At 38.2% G+C, this 18,481-nt stretch carries 8 protein-coding genes; 2 read left to right on the forward strand and 6 right to left on the reverse strand.

Annotated elements, in window-relative coordinates; translation table 11 throughout:
• Position 1 precedes the first annotated feature (1 nt).
• Entirely contained in the window at positions 2–3,115 is a 3,114-nt protein-coding gene (locus OGZ34_RS16240) for an efflux RND transporter permease subunit (RefSeq protein WP_173966230.1), read from the forward strand.
• Between the two features lie 8 nt (positions 3,116–3,123).
• A complete protein-coding gene (locus OGZ34_RS16245; RefSeq protein WP_263360918.1) occupies positions 3,124–4,620 on the forward strand; it encodes a TolC family protein in 1,497 nt (498 codons plus the stop codon).
• A 1,081-nt stretch (positions 4,621–5,701) separates the two neighbouring features.
• Here OGZ34_RS16245 and OGZ34_RS16250 read toward each other — a convergent pair.
• The 6 genes from OGZ34_RS16250 to OGZ34_RS16275 form a co-directional block, all read right to left on the reverse strand.
• On the reverse strand, positions 5,702–5,950 hold the full coding sequence (locus OGZ34_RS16250) for a hypothetical protein (protein WP_173966228.1): 249 nt from the start codon (positions 5,948–5,950) through the stop codon (positions 5,702–5,704).
• Between the two features lie 393 nt (positions 5,951–6,343).
• Positions 6,344–9,295: an FAD-binding and (Fe-S)-binding domain-containing protein gene (locus OGZ34_RS16255; RefSeq protein WP_263360919.1), complete on the reverse strand. Its 2,952-nt coding sequence runs from the start codon at positions 9,293–9,295 to the stop codon at positions 6,344–6,346.
• 146 nt (positions 9,296–9,441) lie between these two features.
• Positions 9,442–11,739 (reverse strand): aminotransferase class III-fold pyridoxal phosphate-dependent enzyme, encoded by a 2,298-nt coding sequence (locus OGZ34_RS16260; RefSeq protein ID WP_263360920.1) that lies wholly within the window; start codon positions 11,737–11,739, stop codon positions 9,442–9,444.
• A gap of 597 nt (positions 11,740–12,336) precedes the next feature.
• Positions 12,337–14,472 (reverse strand): beta-galactosidase, encoded by a 2,136-nt coding sequence (locus OGZ34_RS16265; RefSeq protein ID WP_263360921.1) that lies wholly within the window; start codon positions 14,470–14,472, stop codon positions 12,337–12,339.
• 241 nt (positions 14,473–14,713) lie between these two features.
• Positions 14,714–16,720 (reverse strand): MGH1-like glycoside hydrolase domain-containing protein, encoded by a 2,007-nt coding sequence (locus tag OGZ34_RS16270; protein ID WP_173966224.1) that lies wholly within the window; start codon positions 16,718–16,720, stop codon positions 14,714–14,716.
• Between the two features lie 255 nt (positions 16,721–16,975).
• Entirely contained in the window at positions 16,976–18,475 is a 1,500-nt protein-coding gene (locus OGZ34_RS16275) for a RagB/SusD family nutrient uptake outer membrane protein (RefSeq protein ID WP_173966223.1), read from the reverse strand.
• Positions 18,476–18,481 lie beyond the last annotated feature (6 nt).

Below are 18,481 nucleotides of genomic sequence, written 5' to 3' on the forward strand. Positions count from 1 at the left end.
AATGATAGAGTTATTTATCAAAAGAAAAATACTGTCGTTAATCATATCGGTTATGATAGTACTCCTGGGTATACTGGCCTTGTTTCAGCTGCCTATCACACAATTTCCTGACATTGTTCCGCCATCTGTAACGGTAACGGCTAAATATACGGGGGCCAATGCCGAAGTTTCAGCCAATGCCGTCGCACTGCCTTTAGAACGTGCCATTAACGGAGTTCCCGGAATGACCTACATGTCGACTGTTACTTCCAATGACGGTCTCACACTGATACAGGTCTTTTTTGAAGTAGGAACCGATCCGGATCTTGCGGCTGTAAACGTCCAAAACCGTGTTACAACTATATTGGATGAATTACCCGAAGAGGTAATTCGTGCCGGAGTAACCACCGAAAAAGAAGTAAACAGTATGCTGATGTATCTGAACATTACCAGTACAGATAAAACGCAGGACGAACAGTTTATTTTCAACTTCACCGATATCAATATTCTTCAGGAACTGAAAAGGATTGATGGTGTTGGACGTGCTGAAATCATGGGACAGAAAGAGTATTCCATGAGGGTTTGGCTTGATCCTCAAAAAATGCTTTCGTATGCTATTTCGGCAAATGAAGTGATTACTTCCCTTCAAAAACAAAATATATCGGCAGCTCCGGGTAAAGTGGGTGAAGGTTCAGGACAACTCGACAATCAGCTTCAGTATGTTATCAAATACGGAGGGAAATTCTACGAACCCAAACAGTACGAAGAAATTCCGCTTCGGGCAAATTCAGACGGAACGATCCTAAGATTAAAGGACATCTCTAAAATCGAATTTGGATCGATGAGTTACGGAATGGTTTCTAAAACCGACGGTAAACCTTCAGCTTCGATCATGTTAAAACAACGACCGGGTTCAAATGCTTCTGAAGTAATTGCCAGCGTAAAAGAAAAAATGGCCGAACTTCAAAAAACGTCCTTCCCTCCAGGAATGGATTACAACATTGCCTACGATGTATCACGTTTTCTTGACGCTTCGATCGATGAAGTTCTAAAAACACTTATCGAGGCCTTTATTCTGGTTGCCTTTGTTGTGTTTATCTTCCTTCAGGACTGGCGTTCTACCTTAATACCTGTTTTGGCGGTACCTGTAGCCCTTATTGGTTCATTTGCCTTCATGTCGATGATGGGCTTTTCGATCAACCTTCTTACATTGTTTGCCCTTGTATTATCGATAGGAATTGTAGTCGACAATGCCATTGTAGTCGTCGAAGCCGTTCACGTTAAAATCTCCGAAGAGCATATGGCACCACTTCCGGCTACGATTAGTGCCATGAAAGAAATTACCGGAGCTGTTATTGCCATTACCATCGTAATGAGTGCCGTGTTTATTCCGGTTGCATTCCTAAGTGGTCCCGTTGGAGTTTTCTACAGACAATTCTCTTTAACGATGGCTATCAGTATTGTAATTTCAGGAATCAATGCCCTTACCCTAACCCCTGCCCTTTGTGCTATTTTATTAAAACCACATAATCCGGAGGAGAAAAAGAATTCTTTGATCAATCGTTTTTTCAACAGTTTTAATACATGGTTTGATAAGGTTACGGCCGGTTATATCAGAATATTGGCAAAATTTGCGGATCGCACTACTGTTACTGCCGGTCTATTAGTTTTATTCTGTTTACTCACCTGGGGAACCAGTAAATTTGTTCCGGGTGGATTTATCCCTTCAGAAGATCAAGGAATGGTTTATGTAAGTGTGACTACTCCTCAGGGAGCCACAGTAGAACGTACCGAAAAAGTGCTGGATGAAGTAACCCGTCTGGCCAAAGAAATTAAAGGCGTAGACAATGTGACGACGCTTGCCGGATACAGTATTGTAACCGAAATTGCGGGAGCTTCTTATGGTATGGGAATGATCAATCTGAAAGACTGGAGCGATCGTGACATCTCGGTAAATGAATTCATCACCAAACTGGGAGAGAAAACAAAAAACATTTCTGATGCACAGATTGAGATTTTTGCACCGCCAACCGTTCCCGGTTTCGGAAATACAAGCGGATTTGAACTTCGATTACTCGACAAATCCGGAGGAACAATCACCAACACGGATGCTGTCACCAAAAACTTCATTAAGGAACTAAATGCGGCACCCGAAGTACAAAACTCTTTTAGTAGTTTTGATGCTACTTTTCCTCAGTATTTAATCCATATCGATTATGATCTTGCTGCCAAAAAAGGGATCTCTGTAGACAATGCCATGTCTACGCTGCAAACGATGTTGGGTTCTTTTTATGCAACCAATTTTATACGTTTCTCCCAAATGTATAAAGTAATGGTTCAGGCCAGTCCGCAGTTCAGAAAAAATCCCGAAAGTATTCTGGATATGTACCTTAAGAATGATGCCGGAGAAATGGTTCCGTTCTCCACCTTTATCAAACTGGAACGTGTTTATGGTCCTGAAGTGCTAACGCGTTACAACATGTACATGTCGGCTATGATCAACGGAGAGCCTGGTGAAGGATATAGCTCAGGAGAAGCAATCGCAGCCGTAGAGAAAATTGCAGCCGAAAAACTGCCAAGCAGGTTTGAATTGGAATGGTCGGGTATGACGCGCGAAGAAATTCTGTCCGGAAATCAAACTATTTACATTTTTGCATTGTGCATACTGTTTGTCTATTTGCTTCTTGCTGCTCAATACGAAAGTTTACTGCTCCCTTTTCCGGTGCTTTTAAGTCTACCGGTAGGTGTTTTTGGTTCGTACCTCGCCTTGTTAATGGTTGGACTGGACAATAACATTTATGCTCAGGTGGCACTCGTCATGCTTATTGGATTACTCGCTAAAAATGCCATTCTGATCGTAGAGTTTGCGATGGCACAGAACAAAATTGGACGTGATATTACCGAGGCTGCAATCGAAGGAGCCCGATTACGTTTCAGACCTATTTTAATGACTTCGTTTGCTTTTATTTCAGGGTTAATTCCTTTGTGTATTGCCTCGGGTGCCGGTGCTATTGGTAACCGTTCGATAGGTACTGCCGCCGCTGGAGGAATGCTTATAGGAACGGTGTTCGGACTAGTAATCATTCCGGGACTTTATATCCTGTTTGCCAAATTTGAAAAAGCATTGAAAAAATAAATATAATAATGAAAAAATCACTAAATCAATATAAAATAGCGCTTCATCTCAACTATAAATTTAAGATGTTCTCGTTCATACTGACAACCGGAACGCTGCTGCTAACTGCCTGTTCTGCGCCAAAAGTGAACGACAATCTGGCCGCTAAACCCCTGCCGAAGAATTTTGATGTTACCTCAAAAAAAGCTGCTGACAGTGGAACAACTTTTGTTCCGCTGCAAACAGCAACTTATTTCAAAGATGATAAACTAGAAAAATTATTAGATAAAGCTGTTGCTCAGAATCCGGATTATTTAGTCATGGAGCAGCGTATTTTAATCGCCAACTCTCATTTGAAAGTAGCCAAACTTGCTTTACTGCCTTCTTTTGATCTTCAGACAGATGCTTCCGGAACACGTTACGGAAAGTACACTATGGAAGGTGTTGGAAACTTTGATACCAATTTGTCTCAAAACATATCCGAAAGACAGCGAATTGCAACCGGCGCTACTCCTAACTTATTTCTAGGCGGAAAAGTGTCCTGGGAAGCCGATATATGGGGTAAACTAAGCAACCGGAAAAAAGCGGCACGTCAAAGATACTTTGCTTCACAACAAGGAATGCGATTACTGAAAACAAAACTATTAAGTGATATTGCTGAACTTTATTACGAGTTGGTAGCTTTAGACAAACAGGCTGTCATTTATAAGAGAAACCTGGATACCCAGCAGCATGCATTGGATATTATTTCGGCACAGCGATCTGTTGGAAAAGCAACAGAACTTGCGGTACAGCAGTTTCATGCACAAAACAATAATATACTTGCAGAAGCAGAACAGCTCAATCTAAAAATTAATCAGGCCGAGAAGGCACTGCTTACGCTGCTTGGAGAATATGGAGGAAAAGTCGAAAGAAGTACTGAGTTTTTATCCGGTCATCTTAAAGTTTTAAATCAAAAAATTAGTGTAGACTCTATCATACACAAAAGACCTGATGTCTCTGAAGCGTACTTTGAATTACTGGCTACAAACGCAGACGCAAAATCTGCACGTGCCGCCTTTTTTCCTACTTTAAATTTAGGCGGATATGTGGGAATGAATTCTTTTTCGTTTTCTACTTTTTTTGATAGCGGTTCATTTGCCTGGCAATTGCTTGGCGGAATTACGGCTCCCGTGTTCAATAAAGGGCAAATTAAACAGGAGTTCTTTACTGCTAATCGAAGACAGGAAATTTCTTTTCTACAGTATCAAAATACTATTACAACGGCCTATAATGAGTTAAGTGCTTTACTGCACCGAACCGAAGCTTTTGAAGATGTGTTGAAGTACAAATCCAAAGAAATCGAGCATCTTGAAATTGCCGTGGATGTTTCAAATGATCTATACCTTAGCGGATATGCCAATTATCTCGAAATCATCAGTGCTCAAAAAAACAAACTACAGGCCGAACTCGATTTTGTTGACATTCAGTTGAAAAATGCAAACGCACAGATTTTACTTTATAAAGCTTTAGGAGGTGGAATGTAACTTTTTTGAGTTTCAAGAGATCAAGAACAAATGTTGGGGAGAAAAGGGCTGAAAGCCCGAAAAGCAGTAGTATAGTGCAAAGCACTATGAACTAGATTAAGGTATAGAATTGCCCTGAAAGGGTAATAGCAATTTTCACCCCAACAAATCCCTATTAAAAAACGTTCCCACTCTTAAAGAATCTTACGCAAAATATACTGAATGCTTTTCTTTGTGATCAGGCTTTTGCCCTTTCAGGGCGTAACCCATAATTGTCATCATCGTTCATAGTGCTGCGCACGATGCTTTTGCTAAAGCTCTTTCAGAGCAAATCATCAGTTTTAGTATAAAAAATAGTCCTATTTAATAAGACTACATTGAATATGATCGGTATAATAACACAAGATATTCTTGCGCAAGAATACAAAACCCTTGCTAATTCACATTTTGCCTTGTGAATTCGTACGAGTTTAGAACTTAGACAAGCTTTCTAAAACAAAGAACCCCGTTTCTATACCGAAACGGGGTTCTTTGATTTTTATGCATTATTTATCGTTTACTGCAAAAGCACCATGTTTTTGCTAAAGCTCTTTCAGAGCAAATCATCAGTTTTAGTATAAAAAACAGTCCTATTTAATGAGGCTACATTGAATATGATCGGTATAATAACACAAGATATTCTTGCGCAAGAATACAAAATCCTTGCTAATTCACATTTTGCCTTGTGAATTCGTACGAGTTTAGAACTTAGACAAGCTTTTCTAAATCAAAGAACCCCGTTTCTATACCGAAACGGGGTTCTTTGATTTTTATGCATTATTTATTGTTTACTGCAAAAGCACCATGTTTTTGCTAAAGCACTTTCAGAGCAAATCATCAGTTTTAGTATAAAAAACAGTCCTATTTAATGAGACTACATTGAATATGATCGATATAATAACACAAGATATTCTTGCGCAAGAATACAAAATCCTTGCTAACTCACATTTTGCCTTGTGAATTCGTACGAGTTTAGAACTTAGACAAGCTTTTCTAAAACAAAGAGCCCCGTTTCTATACCGAAACGGGACTCTTTGTTTTATTTTATAACTGGTGAAAAACCTTATTTGAAAAACGATATGGTATCAGTTAGGTTTTCTCTATGGATAAAAGCTGTAATAAACTCCTGAACTTCATTAGTACTTTCAGATGGAGTTTCAAAAGAGTTGATGTGAAATTCATCATCCTGATCCAGGATATGTATGATTTCTGTGTATCCTTTAGAAATCAAACTTCCTTTAAGTTTAATGATATTCAACTGTTGGCGACCATCTAATTCCTTGCGAACTTTTAGTTTTATAGCTTTTTCCATAGTAGATGTTTTTAAATTGATAAACCTTTAGCCTACTATCAAATTTAATTATTATTCTTTTGCCTAGTTGTTAAAAAAATATTCATCTGTCATTATTTATTAACAAACTATAAACAATCGTCCAAAAAGTCCATCTATATCTATTACTAAAAATTCAAAACTCGTTCGCGTCAACCTATGAAAAATAATATTAAACACCCCAAAACATAGCGTTTTTATCCCACAAAGAATATTAAAAAGAAACACATTTCATTCACATAATACTATGCCTTTTTATTTGCAGTCAAACGCCTTTATACATTTTAAACTATGTTTCTATGTGTTAGAAACATTTGCCTCCAATAGAAAAAATATCCCGCTCTTCTTAGAAACAAAAAGCTCGTCAGTTTCAGTCTATTTTAATGCTTTAAACAATATCTCTACCGGGTGCTGCGCTTTTCGGCCTGTACCGTCTGCAATCTGATGTCTGCAGCTGGTTCCTGAAGCAGAGATCAAAGTAGCTTCTTCCTCAGAACGGATTGTTGGAAACAAAACCAGCTCTCCTATTTTCATCGATAACTCGTAGTGCTCTTTTTCATATCCAAAAGATCCTGCCATACCGCAACAGCCACTTGGAATGTTCAACACCGTATAATTCTCCGGCAAGCTGAGGATTTTTTTGAGTGGCACTAATGAAGATAATGCTTTTTGAAAACAATGCCCATGCATGCGTACACGTTCTGACTTCGTCGTAAAACTATCTGACGAGATTCTTCCTTCTTCCAGTTCTTTGGCTAAAAATTCCTCAATCAGAAAAGTTCTTGCGGCAAATGTTTTTGCTTTGGTTTTTAATTCTCCACGACATAAATCAGGATATTCATCTCGAAAAGTTAGTATTGCCGACGGTTCTATTCCGATCAAAATACCATTGTCGGGAATAGAAAACTCAAAGTTTCTGATGTTATTTTCCGCAATTTCGCGTGCTTCTTTCAACATTCCTTTCGAGAGATAAGTTCTACCGCTGATACCCATTTTTGAAATACCAACCTGATATCCTAAACGATTCAGTAGTTTAATGGCGGTCTGCCCTATTTCAACATCATAAAAGTTCAGAAACTCATCATTGTACAAATAGACTTTACCGTTTACAAAGTCTCCTTCCTGAATGTATTCTTTCATCCATTTGGCAAAAGTAATTTTATGCATGAGAGGAAGTTTGCGCTCTGTGGCAAAACCAGTTACTTTCTTAATCACATTTCCAAAAGCTCCTTTGGCCGATAAGTTGTAAACCCACGGCATCGTAGCAAACCATTGGTTAATTTTGGGGGTGTTCCCAATAAGTCTGGAACGGAATTTCACTCCATTCTTATCGTGATATTGCTGTAATGTTTCGGCTTTTAGTTTTGCCATGTCAACATTTGAAGGACATTCCGATTTACAACCTTTACAGCTTAAGCACAAATCGAGTACTTCAAGAAGGTTTTCGTCATCAAACCTATTTGCTTTTGTCGAGTTAGTTATGGTTTCTCTTAACATGTTTGCTCTTGCACGTGTCGTATGTTTTTCATCCCGCGTGGCCATATAACTCGGACACATGGTACCACCGCTTTTTTCGGTTTTTCTGCAGTCTCCCGATCCGTTGCACATCTCGGCTGCGCGTAAAATTCCGTTATGTTCTGAGAAATCAAAATAGGTTTCCGGCATAGGAGTGTCCTGTCCGGGAGTATACCTCAAACTGGTATCCATTGGTGGTGTATTGACAATTTTCCCCGGATTAAAAACGCCCCACGGGTCCCAAACTTGTTTAATCTGGAGAAACAATTGGTAAATCTCCTCCCCTAACATCAACGGAATAAATTCGCCTCTAAGTCTTCCATCACCGTGCTCACCGCTTAAGGAACCTTTATATTTTTTTACTAAATGGGCAATATCAGTTGCAATGGTCCTGAAAATGGCAGTCCCTTCTTTGGTTTTTAAATCAATAATCGGACGCAGGTGCAATTCACCTGTTGCTGCATGTGCATAATGTACACAGTTTAGATTTCGCTTTTTTAAGATCGCATTAAAGTCTTCGATAAAATCAGGTAGATCATTTACATCTACTGCCGTATCTTCAATCACCGCAACAGCTTTGGCATCACCGGGAATATTAGACAATAAACCCAATCCAGCTTTTCGCAAAGCCCAGACTTTATTGGTATCGTCACCATAAACTATCGGGAAATGATAACCAAGATTTTTAGACCGCATCAAGGTTTCCATTTCTTTGGCTATACTGTCGATTTCTTCGGGAGAATCCCTTAAGAATTCAACCGCTAAAATAGCCTGAGGATCTCCTTTTACAAAAAAACGATTCTTACTTTGTTCGATATTTTCTTTGGTACATTCCAGAATATAATGGTCGATTAGCTCTACACTATCAGGATTGAATTTTAAAGCTTCGATATTGGCTTTAAGGGATTCATTAATTCTTTCAAAATGCACACAAACCAAAGCCGAATACGGTTTTAGCGCCTCAACCAGATTCAGTTTTATAGCTGTCGAAAAGAATAAAGTACCCTCTGACCCAGCAATTAACTTACAGAAATTAAATTTCTCTTCCGAATCTGTAAACGGCATTGTATCTGCCAGTAAATCTAAAGCATAACCTGTGTTTCTTCTGGGAATGGATTTTTTTGGAAAGTTATCTTCAAATAAAATCCTATTTGATTTTGATGATAATATCTCTTTTGCCTGAACATAAATAGCCTGTTCTAAAGGGCTTACTACATTAATTCCGTTACATTTATCTTCAAATTCGGCATTCGTCAAAGCGCCAAAAGTAACTTCGTGACCATCGGCCAAAAAACCTTTAATTTCGAGTAAATGTTCGCGTGTCGATCCGTAAATCACCGATCTTGCACCACAGGCATTGTTTCCTACCATTCCACCAATCATACAGCGATTACTGGTCGAAGTTTCCGGCCCGAAGAACAGCTTGTACGGTTTCAAATAAAGATTAAGCTCATCACGAATGACACCCGGCTCTACCCAGGCAGTTTTCTCCTCCTGATCAACCGATATAATTTTGGTAAACTCCTGTGAAATGTCAACAATAATTCCGTTACCCACTACCTGTCCCGCAAGCGATGTTCCGGCAGCACGAGGAATGACACTACTTTTGTGTTCTCTCGCAAAAGCAATGATTTTTTGGATGTCTTCCTTTGTTTTGGGAATTGCAACGGCCAAAGGCATTTCTTTATAAGCACTGGCATCAGTCGCATAAAGCAAGCGCATGGTATGATCGTAGAATAATTTACCTTCTACTTGTTTTTCCAACTGTTCTAAAGGAACAGAACTATCGGAAAAGACATTATTGTTATTCATTTTTATTCTTTTATTAATTGGAGTTTGTCATTTCGAGGAACGAGAAATCTTCGCAAGTAACTCGACAAAGTATTTCAATCTTTGTAGAATATTGACGTGAAGATTTCTCGTTCCTCGAAATGACAATATTATGTGTTATTAGGTACCTACAATTCGCTTAAAGCGATATCTAAGAATTTCACCATTTCATCAGCATTCTGTTTGTTGAATGTCATGGGTGGTTTTATTTTCAAAACATTGTGTAAAGGTCCATCTGTACTTAATAAATAGCCTTGAGCTTTCATTTTTTCTACTACAATATCAATTTCAGGAACAGCGGGCTCCATAGTGATTTTATCTTTTACCATTTCGGCACCAATAAACAATCCATGTCCACGCACATCACTAATAATTGGGTACTTGGCCATTAAATCCCTTAAACCTTTCATTAAATGATTCCCTGTTTCCAAAGCATGTTGCTGCATTTCTTCTTCCTGAATTACATCCAGTACCGCCAAACCTGTGGTCATAGATACGGGATTACCACCAAAAGTGTTAAAGTACTCCATACCATTATTGAAAGCATCAGCAATTTCTTCAGTTACAATCACGGCGGCTAACGGATGTCCGTTACCAATTGGTTTTCCTAAAACTACTATGTCCGGAACTACATCTTGAAGTTCAAAGCCCCAAAAGTGATCTCCTATTCTTCCAAATCCAACCTGAACTTCATCGGCAATACAAACTCCTCCCGCAGCTCTGACATAGTCATAAACTGTTTTTAGATAATTTTCCGGTAACGGAATCTGACCACCAACTCCTAATAAGGTTTCACAAATGAATACAGCCGGAGCTTTGTCTTCTTTTTTTAATTCTTCGATAATTCGTTGTACATCGGCTGCATATTTTTCTCCTGCTGTAGTGTCACCATATTTGTAAGGTCCGCGGTATAAATCGGGATTAATTGCTTTGTGTATCCAGGACATCTGACCAAACCCGCCTTTACTATCAAATTTGTAGGGGCTCATTTCCATCGCCACAGTAGACGTTCCGTGATACGCATGATCCAATACAATAATGTCTTTTTGTTTGGTGAAATGACGGCTCATACGAATCGCCAAATCATTTGCCTCACTACCCGAATTAACAAAGTAACAAACGCTCAGTTTAGAAGGTAATGTTGCTGTTAGTTTTTCGGCATAAGCTGTTATAGCGTCATTTAAATATCGGGTATTGGTATTTAAAGTAGCGATTTGTTTTTGCATTTTTCGAACGACTACAGGATGACAATGTCCAACATGTGAAGGGTTATTAACACAATCCACAAAGGTTCTTCCTTTATCATCGTATAGATATTGCAGAGCTCCTTTTACTATTTTTAATTTATCCTGATACCCAATGCTTAGATTTCGTCCAATTTTACTTTTACGAACTTTCAGTAAATCACTGTAATCATCGGTAGTAATTACTCCATCAAAACCACAGGCTTTTCTAAAAGCATCCTGCGCCTTGATTGGGTTAATCTGAATCAATTTAAACAACAGATCCCAAGCCGGTTTTTCGGTAATAAAATGGTGTTCGTTATTGCTGTCTAATGAAGCATTATAAGCCGATTGTGTTACACTGATGCAAAGTCTTCCTGCAATCAGATAATACAACAAATCGACTTCCTGTTCAGTTAATGCATACGATTTATGATATCCCGCTACTAACGATGCCGCAACTGCCAAAGGATCTTCTTCGTCCAGCATAGCATACGTACAGGCGATAGCCAGATTGTTGATTAAAGCCGTATACACCATATCGCCAAAATCAATTAATCCGCTAACACGATTGTCCTGCACCAATACATTATAATCGTTGGCATCGTTATGTATGTAAGCATGACGCAGGCGATGTAGCTGAGGTAAAACTTCAGTATCAAACTGTAGCAGAAAATAACCTGCAATACGTCTTTTTTCGTGATTTAATATGTGCTTTAAATTATCTCCGGCTTCACTCGCATGACTTATATCCCAGGTGTAATTACGGTGCATGGCGGGATGTGAGAAATCCTGTAAGGCATGATCCATCTTACCTAAAAAACTTCCCAAATCATATTGCAATTCACTTGTTTTGGCGCTCTCATCAACCCAAAAAACTCCCTCTAAAAAGTTTAAGATTCTGATATAATAGGTATGCGAATTACTAACGATTTTGGTCAGCTCCTCCCCGTGTTTGTTGATGCTGAAATGCTGAAAACAATTTGAAATACTACTCTTTTTAAGATGTTGGATAATATTAATCTGCGCTTCTAAAAAAGGAAACGGATGACTTTCGTTTGATACTTTTAGAATGTACTTTTCATTCTTCTCATTCGATAAAAGAAAGTTCAGTTCGTCATATCCATTTAATGCTTTTACGGTAACGATTAATCCGTAATGTTCTTTTACTAAATCCTGAATAGTTGCTTCTGAAAAAATCATTGTTACTATATTAAATTGTTTTTGTTTATTTTTTTTAGCCACGAATTATATTACATTGTTTGCGTAATCTGGTAAAGTGATTCTTTTGCCACGAATTTCACAAATTAACGCGAATTATATCTTACTTACTTGCGTTGTCTTGTTAAGCGTTTTTTTGCCGCAAAATCATGACTTATTATCCGCATACTATTTAAAAAATTCGTGCTCATTCGTGAAATTCGTGGCGAACCTTTTTTCCAGATAATCGCCTGAGCCGAATGCAATGGATTATTTTTTTAGCCACGAATTATATTTTACTTACTTGCGTTGTCTTGTTAAGCGTCTTTTTGCCACAAATTCACGAATTATTATGTGCATACTATTTAAAAAATTCGTGCTCATTTGTGAAATTCGTGGCGAACCTTTTTTTTCCAGATAATCGCCTGAGCCGGATGCAATGGATTATTTTTTTAGCCACGAATTCCACAAATGAGCACGAATTATATTTTACTTATTTGCGTTGTTCTTGTTAAGCCTTTTTTTGCCACGAATTCATGACTTATTATCCGCATACTATTTAAAAAATTCGTGCTCATTCGTGAAATTCGTGTCTAACTTTTATTTCCAAATAATAGCCTGAGCCGGTTGTAAAGGGTTTTGTCCTACCAAAATTTTGCTTCCCTGAGGAATTGGTAACTGTATGGCCTCATTGGTATAATTTACACCTGTATAAAAACCGTCTCTCCATTCTACAAATACACCTTTTGGCAAATCATCAATCGTTACTTTGGCACGTTCGTAAACCGATCTTACCACTTGTCTTTCCAAATCTCCGTCTTTACTTTCTGCTCCTATATAAGTAACAGTTCCTTTACCTAATTTTCTGGTAATTGCTGCGGCTTTTCCTTTGTAAAACTGATCGGCATAAGTAGCCAGAACCTCTGTTCCCGGTTTCGGTTCTAAAACATCTGCCCAGGTATTCCATTTATAAGTACTGCTTCCGGCATTTATAGTTCCGTTTACATCTGCTACAAGCATGTCAAAAAAATCCACATCGGCACCAATTAGCGGAACGATCGGTGCACTCCATTTGGCTTCAAAGAAATGTCCGTTTTTATCTTTCTGACCAGTTCGGCAGGACAGAATCAAATTCCCTCCATTTTCTACATATTTAGTCCATTTATCTACCAATTTCTGATCGATAAGCTGGTAAGCAGGAGCTACAATAAAAGGATAAGTAGAGAAATCGTCTTCTTCAGTGATAAAATCCATTGGCGCAGCAGTCGATTTTACGGCAGATGTATAGGTATTTCTGTGTCTCCACGTGCTCCAGAATTCCGTTTGTTTTTGGTTTTCCAAATCCCAAAGATTCTCATGACTCCATAAAAAACCTGTTTTTCTTTTGGCAAGATCCGCTGGAAGTACTGCTTTTGGATTGTATTCTTTTCGAAGCAGTTTCATGTCTTCGATAGATTGTACAAACTCTTTTCCACCTGTTGTCAGGGTTACACCATCCGTACCTACAATTCCATCATGATACATTTCGCTGCTTCCTAGCGGATGTCTGTATCTGTACGTACAAGTAAACGAGCAACCTCCTCCGAAAGCTTGCGAGATCCACATATGAACGGTTCCCGGAAGCAATTGCGGGTTGATACTTGCCCAATTTACCTGTCCTGGCTGCATTTCCATAACACCGGTAACCCCGTTTATGGATCTGTAATAATCATTGGCTTCTGATATTTTGTTTGGATGTCCCATTCTAAAGTTCTGACCACCCAATTGGTTTCTTCCGCTTACCGGATACATGGTATAGGTAGCAAAATCCATTTTATCAGTTCTTCTTGGATCCGCTCCATACACTACATTGGTGTAATTGGTTGTAATCCATTGTTTTGGATCAACATATTTCCGAAGTGTTTCGGCCTGTAAATTCAAATATTCCGCTTGAGAATCTGCTGTAAATCTCTTGAAATCTAATATAGCATGCGGACTTAGTTTATCTTCAAAATAGATTTCGGCATTTGGAATCGCAATTTGTTCGAAATTGTTATAGCGAATGCTCCAAAAACTTCCCAGCCATTCGGCATTTAACTTCTCAATCGTACCATATTTGGCTTTCAACCATTTCTGAAATCCTTTTTGAGCAGAAGGACTAAAATCGTCCGGAGCTCCCGGCTCGTTATCCACTTGCCAGCCCATAATGTTTTTATTTTTCCCATATCTCTTTCCAAGTTCAGTAACCATTTTCTCTACAAAGGCCCTGTATTTTTCATTTGATACCGATTGATTGGCCCTGTTACCATGTTCTCTGCGACGTCCGCTTGCATCGACCAGATAAATCTCAGGGTATTTTTCCCCCATCCATGCCGGCGGAGTTGGTGTTGGTGTACAAAGAATAACTTTTAAACCTTCTTTCTCTGCGATTGCAAGAGCATCATCGAGCCATTTGAAATCGTACTTTCCTTCTTCAGGTTCCATATATGTCCAGGCAAATTCTGCAAAATGCGTAAACTCGAATCCTAGTTTTTTAATGTTTTTTAAATCACGTTCCCATTGCTCTCTTGGCCATTGCTCCGGATAATAATAAACCCCGATCTGCATTAAATCAGGCTTTGAGAAAAAACGCTGTGGATCTTTTTTTTCTGTAGCTGTAGTTTTTTTTGTTTGAGCAAAAACAGGTGCCGAATGGCTATTTGCAATAAGTAGCCCTGTTGCTACTATTTTTGTGAATGCTATTTTTTGGTTGAACATACTTTGTACTGTTGTTGTGTTAATCAAATTTAGATAGTTATTCTTAACTCGCTGTTGGTAATTTATAAAAGTTTAATTAAACACATAGAGACATAGATTTTTTCTTGAAAAAGAGAATACAATAAGAAACACATTTCTTCACACGTAGCTCTGTACATTAATGCTAACTGAAACGTCTTTTTTGTGCCTATATAATCTATGTCTCTATGTGTTAAAATTTTATACACAACAGCTTATTTAACTATTTATCTTCTAAAAGAAGCATTAAATAATGGGAAGCCGACCAGCTAAAATTGTAAGCTTCTAGTCCTTTTCCTGTAATTGGCTGATAATTCTCTCTGATAGAAGTTCCTTTGTCCAAAACTCCTTCTGCGTTATAAATCAGTTTGTGGGCCAGTTCGTTTGCTTCCTTTGTGTATCCGTATTTTTCCAGTCCGTTTATCCCAAAATAACTTTGATCAAGCCAAACCGGTCCTCTCCAGTACCCATTATTTGGTTTAAACTTCGGATGATTGGCTGCCAGTGTCGGCAACGGAACAAAGGTGTTCAAGCTGGCGGTATCCATCATATTCTTTTTCGCCAACTGAACTTGCTCCGCGGTAGCGACTTCTGCCCAAATAGGCAAGTATCCTTCACAACCCATTGCTTTTACCAGTGTTTTACCGTCGATGGTCGTGTCGTAAAACCAACCCGTCGCAGCATCCCAAAACTGATTTTGAATTTTAACTTTCAAAGCAGTACTTTCTTCTTTCCATTTCTTTGCTTCTTCTGTTAGTTTTAAAACTTCTGCCATCTTCTGCAGATAGTTCTTTTCGGCATATAAAAAAGAGTTTAAATCAACACTTTCCTGATCTAAGGAATATGCTTTCTCTCCATTTTTAAGGATTTTGCTATCATCAAAACGAACGGCATTGTCCATTCCGCTTTCCCATTTTGCTGCAATCACAGTTCCGTCGGTAGAGCCAAATTCGCATAAACCGTCCTGATCGTGGTCTCTGTCTTTGTACCACCAGTTGTGGTATAACTTTAACTTCGGATAGAACTCTTTTATAAAATTAACATCTTTTGTTTTTTCATAAATTTTCCAGATTGCCCAAGCCGCAAGCGGTGCTTTGGTGTTTCGGTAGTTGTTTTCTTCAAGAAAATTGTTTCTGTAAATACAATCCGGAATAAACCCATTCGGTTCCTGATAATCAAACAAAGCGCGCATTTGATCTTTCGCCAGTTCTGGATTGTAATTGGCTACTGCAACCGCATGTTTCCAGCTGTCCCACGCCCAAAAACCATGAAACCACTCGTAATTGTAACTAGGAAAGAGACCTCCGTGTTTTAAACCTTCGGCCGCAATTCGCGTATTGTTTTGTAAAGTCAATGCCAGTTTAGCTACCAGATCTGAGTAAACGACGTCTTTGTAAATATTTTTCTTTCTGGTAATTAATTGCGTTAATTGATTTTCTTTTTCTTTTTGTGTGTTGTTCAGCAGTGTAGTAAATACTGTTTTGGCAATGTTTTCGTTCTCACTTTTCCAGGAGTATTGCGGAAAAATAAAGGTTTGTGAAACGACTATTTCTTTGGTTTCATTTGGTTTTAATACCAGTTTCTCTGTTTGGGTATTGTACCCCTCTTTGGTGATCTCAATTTCGGGAGTACTATTCAAAAACTGAATATAACCTGTTGCAGTACTTTTTGTAGAAACAATTTTTAACATTTTGCCTTCTTTAGACAATTGTAAATCATTTAAAAAAAGTGTCGAACTGTACGAAGGAAAAAGTGTTATCGCTTTTCCTGATGTATTGGTAATGCTTGTTTTTTGTAAAGCTGAATGTCCCGATAAATAAACCAACTGCTGTTTTACCGTTAGTTTATCATTTTTAAACTCTTGCTCCAGATGGCTGTTGTAGCTGTTTTGACTAACCAAAGCATTTTTCCACTGGATAACCTCTTTTTTGTTTTCATCCTGAAGCTGCAACGAAACAAACGAAGGACTTAACCAAACACCGTTTTGTTCTGTCATTAAAAATGGTCCCGAGAATCCCCCCTGAACTGCTGAGGGCTCTAAAAATCCAAATGCGAACCATGCCCCTTTGTCTGAGAATGCCAGTGATTTTCGGTCTGTGGCATTGATTGGGTTTCCTTTATAGTTCAGACTGTTTTTGCCCGATTCTAAGTTTGGATAGCTCTTTTGTGTCCAACCGGATTGTACTATAAAAAAGGACGCAAGAATAAAAAGTATTTCCTTTTTGTTCATGTTATTTTGTTTTTTTTGGTGTGTTTTTTAGTTAGATAATGTAATAAATCTTTCTTTAACTTAAGTGCTATGCGTTAGATTTAGTGGATTTTTTTTAATCTTTTTTATCTTTCAATCTTTCAATCTTTCAATCTTTTTAATATGTGAGGTTTCTGGATATAAAAATTAAACCTACAAGGTCTGAAAAAGACCTTGCAGGATTAAAATCTTTATTGAAAATCAACTTTTAGGAATTGATTTCTTTTTGTTAAATCGTTAATTTGCTTGTGTTTCTGTTAATGGAATTGGGTAAAAGCTATTTTTTGCGGTATCAAAACCGGTACGCCCCACTGCATCAAGTGCTGCTTTAGTTTTTCCCCAACGACGTAAGTCATAAAAACGATAGTTTTCTAACGGAAACTCTATAATTCTTTCATGTTCGATCTGAGCTTTAACAGCTGCTGTAGTAGTTCCCGTCATCGCTGGCATATCAGCTCTTTCACGAACTTTGTTGATGTATGGAATAGCTTCTCCCGTGCGTCCCAACTCATTCAATACCTCAGCTTGCATCAACAATACATTTGCATATCTCATTAAAGGAATGTTGATCGCTGTAAACTCCTGATCCATTTTTTCCTGAGTATTTGGTATGTACCTGCGATAGACTGGTTTGTCTTTACCTTCAAATCTTTCATCATAAGTAGCGCCTAATACCATTGGATTATTCGCATCATTGAAATAAGGGTCTTTAAAGAAAATTGTGCTGTACAAACGGGTATCATAATTTCCTGTAGTAGCAATTTTTCCTTCTTTTTTGAATTCATTTATCAGCATCGCACTTGGAAGAATTTCATCCCATCCTCCTAGTTCTCCGGCTGCCATCCAATAGTGAAGAGCATTACGATAAAAAGCTCCATTGGCACTAGTTTCTGAAAATTGCAATTCAAAAATAGACTCTTTACTATTTTTTGTCGTTCCATCAAACATGGAAACATAGTCTTTAACTAACTCATACCCCTGTACTTTATTCAATGCAGTAAGTGCTTCGGTTAAGAAACTTTGTTTTTGAGCTGTTTCTTCGTAAGCTCTGGTTAAATATGCAAAACCAAGGTAACTATTCGCTGCACCACTTGTTGCGCGACCTGTTTTGTCTGTAGATTGTTTTGCAGGCAACACATCTGCAACCGCTTTAAATTCTTTTGTGATAAAATCCCAAGCTTCTGCACGTGTAGAAAGAGGAATATTCAGATCACTTTCTTTGGTTACATATTTATCTCTAACATAAATTTTGTCCCAGTTTAAAAGCAATTTCATGTGGTAATAGGCACGTAAAAAACGAGCTTCAGCTTCAATTTGTTTGCGATCCCCATCTGTTAATTTAGAAGCCGGAACCTGTGGTAATTTATCAATAACCTGATTGGCATTACTGATTCCTCTGTAATTAATTCCCCAATAGCTGGTAAACTGGCTGTTTCCATTGGTATAAGTAAAAGTCGAAAGTTCTACCCAATTTTGGTAATTTAAAGCATCACTCCCCAGTTCGTTTATATCTTCACGATATGCTTCTACCGGCCATTTTATCTCGGCGAAAGACCATCGGTTAGTGGCGCATTCAAGCTGTCCGTACGTTGCTGCCAAAGCTGATTCTGCATCAGTCTTATTTCTCCAGAAATTATCTGAGGTAAGTTGGTCTGGAGATTGTTGCTCCAGATAATCACTACAACTTGTAATAGTCAACAGACCTATAGTGGATAATAATAAAAATATCTTTTTCATGATGGT

It is taken from the genome of Flavobacterium collinsii (assembly GCF_946903285.1).
Taxonomy (GTDB): Bacteria; Bacteroidota; Bacteroidia; order Flavobacteriales; family Flavobacteriaceae; genus Flavobacterium; species Flavobacterium collinsii.